15 protein-coding genes are annotated in these 18,570 nt (G+C 44.6%); 11 read left to right on the top strand and 4 right to left on the bottom strand.

The features are described 5' to 3' along the window. Positions 1-58 precede the first annotated feature (58 nt). Together KHN78_RS07250 and KHN78_RS07245 are read right to left on the bottom strand one after the other, a co-directional pair. The gene (locus tag KHN78_RS07250; RefSeq protein ID WP_211915627.1) at positions 59-2,506 is read right to left on the bottom strand and encodes a GGDEF and EAL domain-containing protein; all 2,448 of its coding nucleotides are present in this window, start codon (positions 2,504-2,506) and stop codon (positions 59-61) included. 188 nt (positions 2,507-2,694) lie between these two features. Next, positions 2,695-3,603, bottom strand: coding sequence for a DMT family transporter (locus KHN78_RS07245; protein WP_128812086.1), 909 nt, complete (start codon positions 3,601-3,603; stop codon positions 2,695-2,697). A 225-nt stretch (positions 3,604-3,828) separates the two neighbouring features. Between KHN78_RS07245 and rmuC the strand changes: the two genes are divergently transcribed. The 7 genes from rmuC to tatC all read left to right on the top strand — a co-directional run bounded on the left by rmuC (position 3,829) and on the right by tatC (position 10,012). After that, entirely contained in the window at positions 3,829-5,361 is a 1,533-nt protein-coding gene (rmuC, locus tag KHN78_RS07240) for a DNA recombination protein RmuC (protein ID WP_211915626.1), read from the top strand. A 78-nt stretch (positions 5,362-5,439) separates the two neighbouring features. Then, positions 5,440-6,219, top strand: coding sequence for a bifunctional demethylmenaquinone methyltransferase/2-methoxy-6-polyprenyl-1,4-benzoquinol methylase UbiE (ubiE, locus tag KHN78_RS07235; protein WP_211915625.1), 780 nt, complete (start codon positions 5,440-5,442; stop codon positions 6,217-6,219). 11 nt (positions 6,220-6,230) lie between these two features. Beyond that, complete coding sequence (locus KHN78_RS07230) at positions 6,231-6,866, top strand: SCP2 domain-containing protein (RefSeq protein ID WP_211915624.1); 636 nt, start codon at positions 6,231-6,233, stop codon at positions 6,864-6,866. Then, positions 6,863-8,497: a ubiquinone biosynthesis regulatory protein kinase UbiB gene (gene ubiB, locus KHN78_RS07225; RefSeq protein WP_211915623.1), complete on the top strand. Its 1,635-nt coding sequence runs from the start codon at positions 6,863-6,865 to the stop codon at positions 8,495-8,497. The genes KHN78_RS07230 and ubiB overlap by 4 nt, the downstream gene beginning before the upstream one ends. Before the next feature lie 48 nt (positions 8,498-8,545). Further along, positions 8,546-8,794 carry a Sec-independent protein translocase subunit TatA gene (gene tatA, locus KHN78_RS07220; RefSeq protein WP_099079135.1) on the top strand — a complete coding sequence of 83 codons (249 nt, stop codon included), beginning with the start codon at positions 8,546-8,548 and terminating at the stop codon, positions 8,792-8,794. Between the two features lie 3 nt (positions 8,795-8,797). Continuing rightward, positions 8,798-9,199, top strand: a complete 402-nt coding sequence (tatB, locus tag KHN78_RS07215; protein ID WP_211915622.1) for a Sec-independent protein translocase protein TatB — start codon at positions 8,798-8,800, stop codon at positions 9,197-9,199. Between the two features lie 66 nt (positions 9,200-9,265). Further along, positions 9,266-10,012, top strand: coding sequence for a Sec-independent protein translocase subunit TatC (gene tatC, locus KHN78_RS07210; RefSeq protein ID WP_128812075.1), 747 nt, complete (start codon positions 9,266-9,268; stop codon positions 10,010-10,012). Positions 10,013-10,080: 68 nt separating this feature from the next. On the opposite strand, the gene KHN78_RS07205 is transcribed toward tatC, so the two are convergent. Further along, complete coding sequence (locus KHN78_RS07205) at positions 10,081-10,842, bottom strand: TatD family hydrolase (protein ID WP_211915621.1); 762 nt, start codon at positions 10,840-10,842, stop codon at positions 10,081-10,083. 186 nt (positions 10,843-11,028) lie between these two features. Between KHN78_RS07205 and hemB the strand changes: the two genes are divergently transcribed. The 3 genes from hemB (at position 11,029) to polA (ending at position 16,042) form a co-directional block, all read left to right on the top strand. Beyond that, the gene (gene hemB, locus KHN78_RS07200) at positions 11,029-12,090 is read left to right on the top strand and encodes a porphobilinogen synthase (protein ID WP_211916523.1); all 1,062 of its coding nucleotides are present in this window, start codon (positions 11,029-11,031) and stop codon (positions 12,088-12,090) included. Positions 12,091-12,214: 124 nt separating this feature from the next. After that, the gene (locus tag KHN78_RS07195) at positions 12,215-12,649 is read left to right on the top strand and encodes a GNAT family N-acetyltransferase (protein ID WP_211915620.1); all 435 of its coding nucleotides are present in this window, start codon (positions 12,215-12,217) and stop codon (positions 12,647-12,649) included. 603 nt (positions 12,650-13,252) lie between these two features. Then, positions 13,253-16,042, top strand: coding sequence for a DNA polymerase I (polA, locus tag KHN78_RS07190; protein ID WP_211915619.1), 2,790 nt, complete (start codon positions 13,253-13,255; stop codon positions 16,040-16,042). Between the two features lie 754 nt (positions 16,043-16,796). Here the strand turns inward: polA and yihA are convergent. After that, entirely contained in the window at positions 16,797-17,453 is a 657-nt protein-coding gene (yihA, locus tag KHN78_RS07185) for a ribosome biogenesis GTP-binding protein YihA/YsxC (RefSeq protein WP_211915618.1), read from the bottom strand. 159 nt (positions 17,454-17,612) lie between these two features. Here yihA and KHN78_RS07180 point away from each other — a divergent pair, with 159 nt between their 5' ends. Then, positions 17,613-18,230 (top strand): c-type cytochrome, encoded by a 618-nt coding sequence (locus KHN78_RS07180; RefSeq protein WP_128812067.1) that lies wholly within the window; start codon positions 17,613-17,615, stop codon positions 18,228-18,230. Positions 18,231-18,570: the final 340 nt, after the last annotated feature.

The following is an 18,570-nucleotide window of genomic DNA, read 5'->3' as shown; positions in this document are numbered from 1 at the left end:
GTTTCGAACTCAATGACATTGAAAAAGACCAAGCGCAAGCTTGGTCTTTTTGCTTTGATTATTTGAATAACGCTTCAGGACTGACGGGCGCGCTAAAGCGATAACCTTGACCATATAGACAGCCTCGCTCATGCAAGTACTGCGCTTGCTGCGCGGTCTCTATCCCCTCTGCAATCACGGTTAAGGATAATGTTTTACCCATCGCAATGATCGCATTTACGATCGCGTTACTGTCGTTGTTGCTTGGGACATCGCTGACAAATGAGCGGTCGACTTTGAGCTTATTGATTGGTAGGCCTTTTAGATACGATAGCGAAGAATAACCCGTTCCAAAATCATCTAATGATATTTCTATTCCTAATAGCCTTAACTGGTTGAGAGACTCAATCGCATGCAATGGGTCATTCAGTAGATAGCTTTCAGTAATTTCTAAATCGATGCGATCTGCTGGAAATTGAGTTTGCTGCAAAATGTCTTTTAGGCGTTGAATAAACCCCGGCTTTTGCAGTTGAAGCGCTGAAACATTGATGGCCATTTTGCCAAAATCAATGCCTTGGTCTAACCAATCTTTTCCTTGTCGGCACGCCTCTTTCATTACCCATGGACCAATCACTTGGATCAGTCCGGTTTTTTCTGCAATAGGAATGAACTCTGCTGGAGAAACGCTACCGAGTTCTGGGTGATCCCAGCGCAACAATGCTTCAACACCGACGACCTTGTGGTTATGGATTTGGTATTGAGGCTGATAAACCAGATAAAGCTCATTTTTTTCAATCGCTTCATGCAGCGCAGATTGTAGACGAACGTGAGAAATTGACTTGTCGGTTAAATCTGGAGAATAAAACGCATAGCCATTGCGGCCATTTTTCTTGGCTAAGTACATTGCCGTATCGGCATTTTTCAATAGTGTTTCACTGTCTTGACCATCTTGTGGATAGCAAGCAATGCCAATACTCGTCGAGATGCGAAGCGATTCATTTTGACCTACTTTAAATGGTCGGTTGAATAGGTTTAGTACTTCCTCAACGGCATCGATAAGTCGCGATTTTGATTGGATGTTTGGCAAAATGATCACAAACTCATCCCCACCGATCCGAGCCACATGCGCTTGTCGGTGCAAGACGTCTTGTAATCGTTCCGCTAATTTAGTGAGGAGTTGATCACCATAGAAGTGCCCTAAGCTATCATTGATGTGTTTGAAGTGATCAATGTCGAGGAATAGGGTCGCAAAAGAGTGATGATGTTTACGGCCGCTTTCAATGTGTTGTTCCAGCAATGACAAAAGCTGAGTGCGATTGGGCAAACTGGTAAGCGGGTCATAAAAGGCCATTCTCTGCAGCTTTTCTTCGTGCGCTTTACGTACGGAGATATCTTCAAATACACAGATGTAATTCACCAAATGACTGCTTTCATCCACGACGGTGCTGATGGTCGCCAGTTGGGGATAAACGCTGCCGTCCTTTCTTCGATTTACAAACTCACCTTTCCATTGGCCTGTTGTTTTAAGCTGACGCCATAGCTCTGTGTAGAAGTCCGGATCATGGTGGCCAGAGCGGATGATGTTCGGCTTTTGTCCAATGGCCTCTTCTGCGGTGAAGCCAGTGATGCGAGTAAAGGCACTGTTAATCTCAAGAATATTGGCCGTACGATCGGTTATCATCATGCCCTCATGAGAATGATTAAAAATGGTCGATGCCAATGAGAGCTGGTTTTCAACGGTTTTACGACGGGTCACATTGCGTGTCATACCCAAAATTCCGATGAGCTCACCAGCTTGATTGCGAATGGGCGATTTTATGGTCTCTAACCAAATGGGTTTGTTGCTACCATCAACTAGCGAGTACTCTTCGACAGTGTGTTGTCTACCCGTCGCGATGACTTCTTGGTCTGCATCCATAAATTGTTGGGCACGTGCAGGAGTAAATAATTCGCGATCTTTTTTGCCAATAATGTCCGTACTTTTCATATTCCAAGCCTCTTCAACAGTTCGGCTGGTTAGGACATATTCACCATCAATACTTTTTATCCATGTGTGGTCATCTAGCCCATCAACAAACTCTTGTAAGCTCGGTAATGTAGTATTAACGGGCTGTTGGTTTCGCAATTGCTCTTGATGAAAAATAACGCCAATGTCAAAACCAATGCGTCCACATAGAGCGCTCAAATCGATAGTGACTTCTGTTGAATGTTCATTGTTGTGGACTAAGGCAATCGCCGCAAAAAGTGTACCGTTAGGTTGCCATATCGGACAAAAGCTTAAGGTCTGGCCTGAAAAGTTGATGCGCTCCACCGCGAGGTTTGGTGCCTTGAACTGTTTGGTCATCGATTGAAGTAAGGCCACAATATCTTCTTGGTGGATATTCGTTGTGCTGATTTCACTGAGCTGCCATTGATACGTGTAGTCGTGGGCAAAAAGTAGCCCTTGAGCTTGGAAACGACCACAAAAGTGGTGCAGCGCATGTTTCCATGTAGAGAGAAGATCGGAAGATACTGCAAAGCGAAACATAATTACTAGATGACCTTAGCGGTTTGTTGCAGGAGGTCTGCAAAGCGCTTAAATGATAATTCTGTATGTATAGCGAATGCGCTATCGTATCTGAAGCAAGGTGTTTTCTATATCAGGAGAGAGGTGGTTAATGATTGATTTGTTAACCTCCTCTCCTTTTGAGGTAATCTTGTCGGTTTTTAAATAACTTACGGGGCCGTTTCCGAGACTTGACGTGATTTTCCGAAGCGAACTTGTTGGATAACCAAACCGCTGATGATCATGACTAATCCCATCAATGTTGATGGATGGATCTCTTCTCCGATGATTGTCGCAAGGAGTGCCAGAGAGATAAACGGCGATGCAAAAATCAGGTTGCTGATACGCGCCGTATTCTCAGTCAGTTTGAGCGCCGTAAGCCACAGTACAAATGTCACTCCCATCTCAAATAGGCCGACATAAGTCACCGCAGCCCAACCTTTGGCAGAAATTTGGCCCCAGCTTGCCCCCTCATAGAGACTCAGACCAACAGCAAAAGGGATCGCCACTAAGAAACCCAGTAATACGCCAATGACAGGGTCCGCTTTGTTTTTTGTATTCAGGATCCAGTAACTCGCCCAAAGTAGTGTGGAAAGCAGCGCCAAACAGACGCCAAGTGGGCTTTCAAAATCCATTCCCAAGACGTTACCTTTAGTGGCAATCACAATGACTCCGGCATAACTAAAGCAACACGCGATCCAATCTTTGCCACGAATTTTCTGACCTAAGAAAACGGCCGCCATTAAGGTTAGAGTGATGGCCCAGCTGTAGTTAATGGCTTGTGCTTGAGAGGCGGGTAACAAATCGTATGCTTTGAATAAAATCAGGTAGTAAGCGAGAGGGTTAATTAAGCCCAGTAGTAAGTAGTACCAAGGGTTAGACAAAAAAGTCGCACTAAGTTGGTTTAGCTTACCTTGCACGCCACATACCAGGGTCAGTGCTATCGCTGACACTATGCTTGCTATGGTGAGCATCTGAATAGGAGTGAATTCCGCCAAAGTCAATTTAAATGCGGTCGCCACTGTTGACCAAAGTAATACCGCTGAAAGCCCAAATCCTAGGGCGCGACGCTCGTTCATGATGCCTCTATGTAATGATGACGCACTGCTCGTTGTCGAAAATATGAACAGGAGTGAGTATGTTGTACGGAAACTCGAGGGCGTGATGACCTCTCGGGCGAAATATAACCGTTTGAGGTTAACATCCCTTAGTGTATGCGAGGACTTTTTATCCAACAAACTGGACATTTATCCAGTATGTAAATACCATTATTAAAGATAAAAAACACAGGCTAACTCGCTATTATGCAATGGATTCTTGAGCATCAATCTCTCATTCTGTCTTCACTTTTTGCCGCGACAACGAGCGGTGTCGCAGTAGGTTGGTGGGTCAAGCAACGTTTTGTTATGCAAACTCAGTTGCTTGAACAACAATTACATTCTGAAAAACAGCTTCATCAACAACAACTTGAACAGGCAAAGCAGAGTCTTGCTGATGCGCAGCAAGAATTGGATGAGCTCGATGACGAGCGTGATAAAGCGGCATTTGAGGTGCGTCAAACACACGGTAAGCTGATGGCTGCGATGGAAAAGCTGCGCTATTTTGAAGCAGTGAAACAAGAGCGCCAGCAGTATTTTGATGAGCTAGGGCAGATGCGAGAACACAAATCACGCCTTGAAACCCAGCTTGGTGAGCAGCAAGCGCGTCACGAACAGATCAATCAAGCCAATGCTGAAAAGCTGCAAATCCTCGAACACGCAGAAGCGCGTTTAAAGCAGCAATTCGAGCACTTAGCGAATCAGTTGTTCGAAGAAAAAACCGCCAAAGTCGACATTCAAAACCGTCAGAGTTTGGAGGGCTTGCTTTCTCCACTCAAAGAGCAGCTTGAAGGGTTCAAAAAGCAGGTTAACGACAGCTTTAGCCAAGAAGCCAAAGAGCGTCATACGTTGGTGCACGAGTTGAAAAACCTGCAACGCCTTAATGAACACATGACTCGGGAGGCGGTCAACCTAACCCAGGCACTAAAAGGCGATAACAAACAACAAGGTAACTGGGGGGAAGTGGTTCTGGCTCGCGTATTGGCAGAATCTGGCTTGCGTGAAGGGCACGAGTACCAAACTCAGGTGAGCTTGCAAAACGAAGCGGGCAAGCGCTATCAACCTGATGTGATTGTTCACTTACCGCAAAACAAACAAGTGGTGGTCGATTCGAAGATGGCTTTGGTGGCATACGAGCGCTACTTTAACGCTGAAACCGACACTCAGCGTGATCAGGCGCTGAGCGATCACCTTTCCGCGCTGCGTGCACACATTAGAGGGTTGAGCCTTAAGGATTACCATCAGTTGAAAGGCATTCAGAGCCTCGACTACGTGTTGATGTTTATTCCGGTGGAGCCTGCATTCCAAGTCGCGATTCAAGCGGATCCGAGCTTGGTGAAAGACGCGATGGAACAAAACATTATCTTAGTGAGCCCAACCACCTTGCTGGTGGCGCTGCGCACGATTGACAACCTGTGGCGCAATGAACGTCAGAATGAAAATGCTCAATTAATTGCGGAGCGTGCTGCAAAGTTGTATGACAAGCTGCGCTTGTTTATTGATGATATGGAAGGGCTAGGAAGCGCGTTAGATAAGGCCAATCAAACGTATCAAGGGGCGATGAATAAGCTTGCAACAGGCCGGGGCAATGTGATCCGTCAGGCAGAGGGCTTTAAGCAGCTTGGGGTTGAAGTAAAACGGCCTATTTCTCCTGAACTTTCTCAGTTGGCACAGAGTGAGTCATTTTCTGAAAATGCTTCTTTAGTAGAAAGACATCCGGCTGAGGATAAAGTAAACTAATCGACCGCAGTACAGTGGGCGAGCATATTTGTCAGCCATCGCCCTGACGTGAAAAAGTGCTGCCGAAGAGGAATCAGAATGACGGACACAAGCGTGCAATCAAATACAGCGTTAGAGAATGAAACGACCCACTTTGGTTTTACCACGGTGGCAAAAGATGAAAAAGTGACCAAAGTTGCCGAAGTTTTCCACTCAGTGGCAGCAAAATACGACATTATGAATGATTTGATGTCGGGTGGTATTCACCGCCTTTGGAAGCGTTTTACTATTGATTGCAGTGGCGCTCGTCCGGGTCAACGTGTTCTTGACCTAGGTGGTGGTACTGGTGACCTGACGGCGAAATTCTCGCGCATTGTTGGCGACCAAGGCCATGTGATCCTAGCGGACATCAATAATTCTATGCTCAACGTCGGTCGTGACAAACTGCGCGACAATGGTGTTGTTGGCAACGTGCACTATGTACAAGCAAACGCGGAAGAACTGCCATTCCCAGATGATTATTTTGATGTGATCACTATCAGTTTCTGTCTACGTAACGTAACAGACAAAGACAAAGCTCTTCGCTCAATGTTCCGAGTATTAAAGCCGGGGGGGCGTCTATTGGTTCTTGAGTTCTCGAAGCCAATCTTAGACCCGCTGTCAAAAGTGTACGATGCGTATTCGTTCCACTTATTACCAAAAATGGGTGAGTTGGTGGCGAACGATGCTGACAGTTACCGTTACTTAGCAGAATCGATCCGCATGCACCCAGATCAAGATACGCTGGAAAACATGATGATCGAAGCTGGCTTTGAAAACACCAAATACTACAACCTTACTGGTGGTATTGTGGCGTTGCACCGTGGCTACAAATTCTAAGGATAAGCGGCATGCCATTTGAACCTCTTATCACAGCGGCAATTGAAACAACGCTGAACACCTTGATTAAAGACGATCCTGAATTGGGTCGTCGTTTGTCACGTCTGAAAGGTCAGGTGATTCAAATTCATCTGAAAGAAATCAATAAGACGCTGACGTTCATCTTCAGCCAGCAAATTGATGTATTGGGCCATTACGAGGGTCAGCCAGATTGTTATCTGTCATTGAATCTAAGTGTCCTGCCTGAACTGCGCGATCAAGCCAACATCACTCGTCTTATCAAACAAGATAAGTTGGAGCTTGAGGGTGATATACAATTAGCGCAAAAATTCTCGCAATTGATGGTGGATTGCAAGCCGGACATCGAAGAGTGGTTATCTCGCGTGACGGGTGATGTTGTCGCACATACTGTTGTACAAGGCACTAAGAATGTCGGGCGTTTTTTTGCTTCTCAAGCAGATAAGCACCAACGACATCTTGCTCAAGTGGTGACGGAAGAGTGGAAATTGGCACCCGCACCATTGGAAGTCGCCTACTTCTGTGACCAAGTGGATGATGTGCGTAGCCAAGCCTCCCGTGTGGAAGCTCGACTCAATGCTCTACTAAACAAACTTGATACGGATAAGCCGGCGTTGGAGCAACCATGACGCCAACAGAAATAAAGCGCTTATACCACATCATTAAAGTTCAGCTGGAATATGGCTTGGATGAGTTGTTGCCAGAGCATCAGCTAACCAAAGCACCGCTATTAATGCGCAAAAGCTTATTCTGGATTAAGAACCAACACCCAGAAAAACCATTGGGCGAACGTCTTCGTCTTGCTTTACAAGAACTTGGTCCGGTTTGGATTAAGTTCGGTCAGATGATGTCTACTCGCCGTGACCTCTTTCCGCCACACATTGCTGACCCTCTTGCGCTTTTACAAGACCGAGTTGCTTCATTTGATGGGCAATTGGCAAAAGAGCAGATGGAGTTGGCTCTGGGCGGCCCATTAGAGAACTGGTTCACGGAATTTGATATCAAACCGCTCGCGTCAGCGTCGATTGCGCAAGTACACACTGCGCGTCTAAAAGACACTGGCCAAGAAGTGGTATTAAAAGTCATCCGTCCAGATATTCGTCCGGTCATTGATTCAGATCTAAAACTGATGCACCGCATGGCGCGTATAGTCGCCCGTGCAATGCCGGAGGCTCGTCGCTTAAAGCCTGTTGAAGTGGTTCGTGAATACGAAAAAACACTTTTGGATGAACTTGATTTACGTCGTGAAGCCGCCAATGCGATTCAACTGCGTCGCAACTTTGAGGGCAGTGAAGAACTGTACGTTCCTGAAGTTTTTCCTGACTTCAGTAATGAAACTGTCATGGTTTCTGAGCGAATATATGGCATTCAAGTTTCTGATATTGAAGGCTTGGAAGCAAATGGCACCAATATGAAGTTGCTTGCGGAGCGCGGTGTGAGTGTGTTCTTTACTCAAGTGTTCCGAGACAGCTTTTTCCATGCAGACATGCATCCGGGCAACGTGTTCGTTAAACCGGAGCATCCAGAGAATCCGATGTGGATTGGGCTAGATTGCGGTATCGTTGGTACACTTAATAGTGAAGACAAACGCTATTTGGCAGAAAACTTCCTCGCGTTTTTCAATCGTGACTACCGCCGCGTGGCGGAATTACACGTAGATTCGGGGTGGGTTCCGGCCGATACCAACGTCGACGAATTTGAATTTGCGATTCGCATTGTGTGTGAGCCAATTTTCGCTAAACCACTGTGTGAAATCTCATTCGGTCACGTGTTGTTGAACTTATTCAATACCGCGCGTCGATTCAATATGGAAGTGCAGCCGCAACTTGTATTGTTACAAAAAACGCTGTTGTACGTGGAAGGTCTTGGTCGCCAGTTGTACCCGCAACTTGATTTGTGGGAGACGGCGAAACCTTTCCTTGAAGAATGGATGATGAACCAAGTTGGACCGCAGGCTTTGGTGAATGCTATCAAAGATCGTGCGCCATTTTGGGCAGAGAAACTACCGGAACTGCCAGAGCTACTTTACGATAGCCTAAAACAAGGTAAAGCCATGAATCAACGCATGGATCAGCTTTATCAAGGTTACCGTCAGAGTAAGCGTCAGCAGGCGACAGGAAAGTTTTTATTTGGTGTTGGAGCCACTTTAGTCGTATGCTCGGCAATATTAGTGGATCACGCTTATGAGCAGTTATCGGTCGCTAGCGGCATCGCTGGTGTCACATTTTGGCTGCTTAGTTGGCGAGCTTATCGTCGTTAGACGTTAAACTCTTGAAATAAATTTGTTTAAAGACCCGAGGTAAAAAGAATGGGTGGTATCAGTGTTTGGCAACTTCTAATCATTGCTGTAATTGTTGTATTGCTATTCGGAACTAAGAAACTACGTGGTATCGGTGGCGATCTAGGTGGTGCCGTTAAGGGCTTCAAGAAAGCAATGAGCGAAGATGACTCTGCGAAGAAAGAAGAAAAAGACGCAGACTTTGAGCCAAAAAGTTTAGAAAAACAGCAGCAAAAAGAAGCGGCTCCTGAAACGAAAAAAGACAAAGAGCAGGCGTAATAAGTGTTTGATATCGGTTTTTGGGAACTGGTATTAATATCTGTTGTTGGTCTGGTCGTTCTTGGACCGGAACGTTTGCCTCATGCTATTCGTAGTGTTTCTCGTTTTGTCGGTGCTGCAAAGAGCATGGCAAACAGCGTGAAAGACGAATTGTCACATGAGTTGAAAGTCCAAGAGCTGCAAGAAAACTTGCGCAAAGCAGAGCAAATGGGGATGGAAGATCTGTCTCCGGAGCTTAAATCTTCGGTTGATGAATTGAAGAAAGCGGCGCAATCTGTAAACCGCCCTTACGCGGAGCCAACCAAATCAGACGCAGAGCCAACGAAACACGAGGCTAGTGCGACTGAAGCCGTTGAGAAAGCGGAAGAGATTAAGGTTACAGCGGCAGATAAAAAAGCCGAATAGTCTCAGTAGGAGGAGCTACACAAGATGGTAGCTCCTTTTTGATCAGCTTTATAAAAGAGGTTTGCCATGTCTACCGTCGAGCAGACACAGCCTTTAATTAGCCATTTGCTAGAACTCCGTAACCGACTATTGCGTGCCATCTTGGCAGTGTTGGTGGTGTTTGTCGGGCTAATTTACTTTTCTAACCACATCTATGAGTTTGTCTCAGCCCCATTGGTAGAACGACTGCCAGAGGGTGCAACTATGATTGCAACAGATGTGGCTTCGCCATTTTTTACACCATTGAAGCTGACGTTAATTGCTTCGGTGTTTATTGCGGTGCCGTTTATCTTGTACCAAGTATGGGCCTTTGTGGCGCCAGGTTTGTATAAGCATGAACGTCGTTTGATCATGCCACTGTTATTTTCTAGCTCATTGTTGTTCTACTGTGGTGTGGCATTTGCTTACTTCGTGGTGTTCCCCCTGGTGTTTGGCTTCTTTACGGCTATCTCGTTAGGCGGGGTAGAGTTCGCAACTGACATCTCGAGCTATCTTGATTTTGTTCTTGCGCTGTTCATGGCATTTGGTATTGCATTTGAAGTGCCTGTCGCGATTATCTTGCTATGTTGGACTGGCGCAACGACGCCACAAGATCTAAGAGAAAAGCGCCCATATATTATTGTTGGTGCTTTTGTTGTTGGCATGTTGCTGACCCCACCAGATATTATTTCTCAAACTCTGTTAGCTATTCCGATGTGTTTGCTGTTTGAAGTGGGTTTGTTCTTTGCACGTTTCTACACTCGCAAAGATGAAGAGGCAGAAGTGGAAGAGTAATCCATTCCAGAATGTAAAAAAGCGGCTTAGATAAGCCGCTTTTTTGATCGCTTGGTGTTCTTATACCGTTATAAGCGAAAGAGCGCGGTCGCATTTTGAGTCGTGATGCGATCAATATCTTCTACCGTTGAGTTGGTCAACTCAGCCACTCGAGCGGCAACTAATGATGTGTATGCGGGCTCGTTGCGTTTTCCACGATGTGGGACTGGCGCTAGATATGGGCAGTCGGTTTCTAGGATCACCCAGTTCATATCAAGATGCGGAATGACTTTATCCATCCCACCATTTTTAAACGTTGAGACGCCGCCGATACCTAAATGAAAGCCAAGTTTATTGATGGCTTGTGCTTCTTCTACGCTGCCACCAAAACAGTGAAATACGCCGCGCAAACGACCATCTTGCTCTTGGCTAAGTAGGGTGAGTGTTTCTTCGATGGAATCGCGAGTGTGAATGACCACGGGTAAATCCATCTCTTTCGCCCAGTTCAACTGATTGATAAATGCCATTTCTTGCTCAGCGCGGAACGTTTTATCCCAGTATAAGTCGATACCAATTTCACCGACCGCGATAAATTTGTGCTTTTCGAACCAAGATCGAATGATTGCTAATGTTTGCTCAACATTACCATCGACGTAGCAAGGGTGTAGGCCCATCATCGAGCGGCATATTTCTGGATACAAGGCTTCGGTTTTTAGCATTGGCTCGATAGAGTCAAGATCGATGTTTGGCAGCAGTATCTTACTAATCCCTTGAGCTAAAGCGCGTGTAACCACCTCATCGCGGTCATTATCAAATTCGCTGGCGTAAATATGAGCATGCGTATCGATCATCGTTTGTCTCTATGGTTCGTCTTTAAATTGATTGATTCAACAGTATACTCGAGTGTGAGTGCTGGGTCATTTTCGCGTTTTTAGTGACCTTTTTTCATATTGTCACTCGCAAGGTGCTGCAAGAGTGATATGATTTTGCCACCAGATGATTTTGATCATCATAACCGTCCAGACAAGGAGAAAATGGTGTCTGTATCAATTCAAGGTCCATTCCCTGCACGCCGTATGCGTCGCATGCGTAAGCACGATTTTAGTCGTCGTCTGATGGCTGAAAACCAACTTTCTGTTAATGATCTGATTTACCCAATGTTTGTTCTAATGGGTAAAGACCGCCGTGAAAGTGTTGAATCGATGCCGGGTGTAGAGCGTTTGTCGATTGATTTAATGCTAGAAGAAGCGCATTACTTAGCAAGTTTAGGTGTGCCAGCGATTGCATTGTTTCCTGTCGTAAACCAAGACGCAAAGAGCCTATGCGCTGCAGAAGCATACAACCCAGAGGGCTTAGTTCAACGTGCTGTTCGTGAATTAAAAGAGCATGTGCCGCAAATGGGTGTCATTACGGACGTAGCACTTGATCCATTTACGACTCATGGGCAAGACGGCATTATCGATGAAAATGGCTATGTGATGAATGATGAGACGACAGAAGTGCTTATCAAACAAGCCTTGTCTCATGCGGAAGCGGGTGCGGATGTCGTGGCACCATCAGATATGATGGATGGTCGCATTGGTAAGATCCGTGAAGCATTAGAAGAAGCGGGCCATATTCATACACAAATTATGGCTTACTCTGCTAAGTATGCATCAAATTATTACGGCCCATTCCGTGATGCAGTCGGTTCAGCATCGAACCTAAAAGGCGGTAACAAGAAAAACTACCAAATGGATCCGGCAAACAGCGATGAAGCGCTGCACGAAGTGGCACTTGATATCAATGAAGGTGCTGACATGGTCATGGTAAAACCAGGTATGCCTTACCTTGATGTGGTTCGTCGAGTGAAGACAGAACTACAAGTACCGACGTTTGCTTATCAAGTTTCAGGCGAATATGCGATGCACAAAGCTGCCATCATGAATGGTTGGCTAAAAGAGCGTGAAACTGTTTTGGAATCACTGCTTTGCTTCAAACGTGCTGGTGCAGACGGTATTTTGACCTACTTCGCGAAAGATGTTGCAGAGTGGTTGGCAGAAGAAAATGCGCAGGCGGCTCAGCATCTAGTGAAAGTTCAGCAAGCAGCAGAAGAGTAATTATCGCTCAATGAGAAAAACCAGACCGACAATTGTTGTCGGTCTTCATGTACCCAAGTAACCTCAGTCATAATGCATATGACCTAATGTTACTTGGGTATTTTTATCTCTGGAGAGTAGAACAATGACAATGCTGATTCGTGAAGGCACGCTGGAAGAGGCGATCCAAGTAGTAGCACGCGTAACTGAGTTTGCACGTGGTGAAACGGTTGAATCCATGGCAGCACGCCTTGGAGATAAAAAGAGTTTAATCTTAGTCGCTGAGAAAGCCGGTACGATCCTTGGTTTTAAAATCGGCTATGAATTTGATGATTACACGTTTTATAGCTGGTTTGGTGGAGTAGCACCAGAAGCGCGCAATGAAGGCGTAGCGCAAATGCTGTTAGAGGCTCAAGAAGATTGGGTCTCGGAACAGGGCTATAAAATGCTAAAAGTGAAATCACGTAATCAATTTCCAGCGATGCTACGTTTACTGCTAAGAAATGACTATATTATTGAAAAATTTGAAGAAAAGCCAAACCTTCGCGAGTCTCGTGTTCACTTTATTAAAGCTGTGTGAAAATAAATGAGATATTTTCTCATTTAACTGTTGATTATTAAATGAGAATCATTATTATTAATGGCGTCTTAGGGAACGAGAGAGGTTCATAAGGAGAGGGCGTTACTGATTAACCAGTGGTTGAGAAAGTAATGAAATCGACGATTGACCGTAAACGAATTCTTTTTGACACGACATTGCTCACATTGCTTCCAGTGTAATTTATAGCTTCTTGGCAAAGTTACCTCATTAATAGAACTAACTTTACCACTTCTGCTAGGCGACCCATCGGGGTCGCTTTTTTCTTTCCGAAAATTTTTTATTGACGCCTTTCACTAAAACTTTTCCACATGTAACGATCATTTATAGATCCTTGATCTTGTAGATCTGTTTCCAATAAGTTCTTTATAAACAGTGCTTTAGGTTTTGGTTTTTTGTGTTTCATTTCAAGTTAATAACCGGTGGATAATTTATATAAACAGAGTTATCCACAGTGTGACGTGTTTTTCGTGAACAAACTCGGAAAATTTCCGCGAACTTGATCGCGCGAACAAGATAGATTCAGATCAGTAGTCATGGCATTCTAAGCAGATCTCTTAAGTACTGATTTGGATACAGACAATTATGGCAAGTATTCCTGAAAACCCGTTGATTCTTATCGATGGTTCTTCTTATCTATATCGCGCTTTTCACGCTTACCCTGGCACGATGAGTAACGGTGAAATCCCAACTAACGCGGTGTATGGCGTAGTGAATATGCTACGTAGCATGATGCGCCAGTTTGCTTCTGATCGCATCGCCGTGGTTTTCGATGCGAAAGGTAAAACTTTCCGTGACGATATGTACCCAGAATACAAAGCGAATCGTCCGCCCATGCCGGATGATCTCCGCTGCCAAATTGAACCGTTACATAATGTTATACGTGCAATGGGTCTCCCACTTATTTGCATACCCGGTGTTGAAGCTGATGACGTTATTGGCACACTTGCGTATCAAGCATCTCAACAAGGCATGCCTGTATTGATCAGTACTGGCGACAAAGATATGGCGCAACTTGTGGATGACAACATTACTCTGATCAATACCATGACGAATGTTGTGATGGATCGTGAGGGTGTGATTGAAAAGTTTGGAATTCCACCAGAGTTGATCATCGACTACCTTGCACTGATGGGCGATAAAGTGGATAACATCCCTGGCGTTCCAGGTGTAGGTGATAAAACGGCGACTGCACTACTGCAAGGTATTGGCGGTTTAACTAAGCTGTACGAAAACCTTGATGATATTGCAGCACTTGGTTTTCGTGGTTCAAAGACCATGGCGAAGAAGCTCGTTGATAATAAAGACAATGCCATGCTGTCTTATGAGCTAGCCACCATCAAGCTAGATGTAGAACTGGAAGAAACGCCAGAATCATTACTAAAAGCAGAACCAAGCAAAGATGAGCTGATCAAATTGTACGGTCAATTGACGTTCAAATCTTGGCTGAATGAGCTTTTAGATGGTGGCTCGGGTGTTGTTGAAGCGGATGAGTCAACTGGTGCAGTACGCGGTAGTTCAGTATCTAAAGCGGATATGGACACCTCAGCGGTGAAGATTGATCGTAGCCAATACGAAACTATTTTGGATGAAGCCTCATTCATGGCTTGGCTAGACAAGCTAAAAGCGTCTGACCTGTTTGCGTTTGATACAGAAACCGACAGCCTAGATTACATGGTAGCAAACCTTGTTGGTCTGTCATTCGCTATTGATGAGGGCATTGCAGCTTACGTTCCTGTCGCGCACGATTACCTAGATGCACCGCAGCAACTCGATCGTGAGTGGGTGCTTGCAAAACTTAAACCGATTCTTGAGGATGAAACTCAAGCGAAAGTGGGTCAGAACCTGAAATACGACGCCTCAGTATTGGCTCGCTATGGCATCGAGATGAAAGGTATCAAGCACGATACCATGTTAGCGTCCTACGTTTATAACAGCGTTGGTGGCAAGCACGATATGGATAGCCTTGCGCTGCGTTTCCTACAACACAGTTGTATTTCGTTTGAACAGATTGCAGGCAAAGGCAAGAACCAACTGACTTTCAATCAAATCGAATTGGATGAAGCGTCACCATACGCAGCAGAAGATGCTGATGTAACACTGCGTCTGCACAACCGTCTATTTGCAAATCTTGAGCAAGATGACAAGCTAAAAGCGGTTTACGAAGAAATCGAAATGCCGTTGGTCCCTGTGCTTTCTCGCATTGAGCGCACTGGTGTATTGATCGATGACATGAAGCTCAGTACACAGTCAGTAGAAATTGCTGCTCGCTTAGACGAGTTAGAGCAGAAAGCTTATGAAATTGCTGAACAAGAGTTCAACATGAACTCGCCGAAACAGCTTCAAGCGATTCTATTTGAAAAAATGGGCTTGCCGGTGATCAAAAAGACTCCATCGGGAACACCGTCGACGAATGAAGAAGTACTGCAAGAACTGGCTTTGGATTATCCACTACCAAAACTGATCTTGGAATACCGTGGTTTAGCGAAGTTAAAATCGACGTACACAGACAAGCTACCAAAGATGATTAACCCATCAACAGGTCGTGTACACACTTCTTACCACCAAGCCGTAACCGCGACGGGTCGTCTATCGTCGACGGATCCAAACTTGCAAAATATTCCAATCCGTAATGAAGAGGGACGTCGAATCCGTCAGGCATTTATTGCGCCAGCTGGCTACAAGATCTTGGCGGTCGATTATTCTCAGATTGAATTGCGCATCATGGCGCATCTATCGGGAGACCAAGCACTGCTTGATGCGTTCCGTCACGGCAAAGATATCCATGCAGCAACCGCTGCAGAAATCATGGGTGTGTCTATTGACCAAGTATCAAGTGAGCAGCGACGTCGTGCTAAAGCGGTTAACTTCGGCCTTATCTACGGTATGAGTGCATTTGGCCTTGCGAAGCAGCTTGGTATTCCTCGCAGTGAAGCGCAAGCTTATATGGATAAATATTTTGAACGTTACCCAGGTGTCATGCAGTACATGGAAGATACTCGTAGTGCTGCTTCGGCACAGGGCTATGTTGAGACCATCTTTGGACGTCGCTTGCATTTACCAGAAATTCAATCGCGTAACGGTATGCGCCGTAAAGCGGCAGAGCGTGCAGCGATCAACGCTCCGATGCAAGGGACCGCGGCGGATATCATCAAAAAAGCAATGTTGCTTGTTGATCAGTGGATTCAAGAAGAGGGCAATGGCCGAGTGAAACTTCTGATGCAAGTACACGATGAATTGGTGTTTGAAGTCGAAGAGGCTTCTTTAGTCGAAATTGAAAGTAAAGTACAAGAATTGATGGAATCTGCAGCAGATTTGGAAGTGCCTCTTGTTGCGGATGCGGGTCATGGTGATAACTGGGATCAGGCGCACTAGTCATTTTTAACGCAATTTACGCTAATTTATATGAGCCAGCGCACAAACGCTGGCTTTTTTTGTCAATAAAAAAAGCAATTCGAAATTTTGAATTGTTGTTGCTTAATGAAACTTTAATGAAAATTAACTACAAAAGTTCTTTGCAAATCTGACCAATTGTTGTACATTATCTCTCGTAGGGTACAGAGGTAAGATGTTCTATCTTTCAGACCTTTTGTTTCACGTTATTGGATTAGGCTGATTCAGCGCCCCAGTCAGTTTTTGACTGGGGCGTTTTTTATTGGGCGAAAGAAAATTTTCTTTTTGACTCAATAGGTTAATAATAATCCGTTCAATTCTCGCTTGTTCAAGCATCTAAGTCACTGCAATACATAGATTTTTTACATCAACTCGATCCGATGTTTGTTCTGTAAATTTATTCCAATCACACTATCATTTTTTCTTGAAAGAAAGTAAGTAGACACAAGCTTTGTCTGAAAATCCAGTTAAGTTATTGATTTGTTGAATAATAATGAGTTATAAAAATTGTGAAATGTAATGTTATTCGTCTTTGATTGCTTTTTGACCTATTGAAAAACAAATTCAGTTCAGTAATGCTTGCAGCATAATAATTATTACCAGTTTTCTCTCCCATTATCCCTGCCAGGAAGGTGGGGGTTTTTATTGTCTAAAATTCACGTTTATGGACAGCAGATAAACAAAAGCCCCACCAAAAGGCAGGGCTATATCGAAAAATTTTAACAAAATTTGTTAATTATTCTTCGCCGCTCTCTTGAGAATCTTGCTCTTCTTCAATCAGATGTGCGAACGCTGGTGCAAACCATGTATCCAGTTTGGCACGTAACTGATCGACACCGAGACCTTTCAGTGAAGAGAACACATCAACCGATACGTCACCACCAAAAGTTTCTACTTGTTTGCGAATTTTTAGTAGCGTTTGTTTGCGAGCACCGCTTTTCAGTTTATCTGCTTTAGTTAGAAGAACTTGAACAGGGATGCGACTGTCAATCGCCCAGAAAATCATTTGTTGGTCGAGATCTTTCATTGGATGACGAATGTCCATCAGAACCACCAAGCCTTTTAGACACTCGCGTTTCTGTAGGTATTCACCCAATGATTTCTGCCATTTGTTCTTCATCTCAATCGGTACTTGAGCGAAGCCGTATCCTGGCAAATCGACGATATGACAACCTTCTTCTACCTTGAAAAGGTTGATCAATTGAGTACGACCTGGGGTCTTTGATGTCTTAGCTAAACTTTTTTGGTTAGTTAGACGGTTTAGTGCACTCGATTTACCAGCGTTTGAGCGTCCTGCAAACGCAATCTCGACACCTTCGTCCTCCGGTAGGTGGCGAATATCGGGTGCGCTGGTGATGAAATGCGTGTTTTGGTAATGAATTTTTACGCTCACTGTTAACTCCATCTCGACTTTGTGTAGTCGATTGATTACTTTTTTGTGAAATTGTGTAAAATAACCGTGCTCGGCATAAGGTCGCCTATTGTACCATGAGTGTACGCGGTATGTTCACATTCCGTGGTACTGGAAGCTTGATAATTATAATGGAATGTCATGAAGAAATTAGCGCTAATTTTGAGTCTTTTAGCCAGTTGCTCAGTATGGGCCCAAGGTAATATTGAAGCTGGTAAAGCAAAATCACAAACTTGTGTCGCCTGTCATGGAGCAGATGGTAACAGTGCACTTGCAATGTACCCGAATCTTGCAGGCCAACACGCTAAGTATCTTGAAAAGCAGTTAAAAGATCTAAAACTCGGTATGACGAGTGGTGGTAAACAAGGTCGTTACGACCCTGTTATGAGTGGTATGGCTATGCCACTGAGCGATGAAGACATCGCCGATCTGTCCGCTTACTATGCCTCTTTACCTATTGCAGAAAGCTCAACCCCAGAGAATGTGGTCGAACAAGGCAAAGTACTTTACACCGCTGGTGATGCAGAGCGTGGTCTTACCGCATGTATCGCATGTCATGGTCCTCGCGGTAACGGTACTGAACTGTCAGGTTTTCCTAAAATATCTGGACAGCAAGCGGACTACATTAAAGCTCAGTTAGAGAAATTCCGTGATGGTAACCGTAATAATGATATGAACGCGATGATGCGTGATATCGCGAAGAAGATGACAGATGAAGATATTGAAACTCTGTCAAAATACGTTGGCGGTTTGCACTAATATATTGAAGTTACTTGAGTATATGTCCCCTACATAGTTCGAGCAAAGTTAAACAAAAATGCCCTGACAATCCTGTCAGGGCATTTTTGTTTCGGAGCCTCAATATCTTACTCGCCGTTGCAAAATAAATTGGGTGAGGGTAGGCATTATTTGAGTGATGTAGATCACGTTCTGTTTTGCGTAGTAAAGAGATAGATCGCTCGGGTCTTTGTGAGATATTTGCCATGCGTATGCTGTACGATTTCTCGTGAGCAATTCTAAGTGCATGATAATAAATGCCATTTGTTATGAGTGAAAAATTGTCTCAAATTATTTCATTTAGTGGGTTGTTGGTTTTTGG

Source organism: Vibrio sp. B1REV9, assembly GCF_905175395.2.
In the GTDB taxonomy this organism is placed as follows: Bacteria; Pseudomonadota; Gammaproteobacteria; order Enterobacterales; family Vibrionaceae; genus Vibrio; species Vibrio alfacsensis.
Note: the sequence above shows the minus strand (reverse complement) of the source record. Positions and strands in the feature narration are given on the sequence as shown.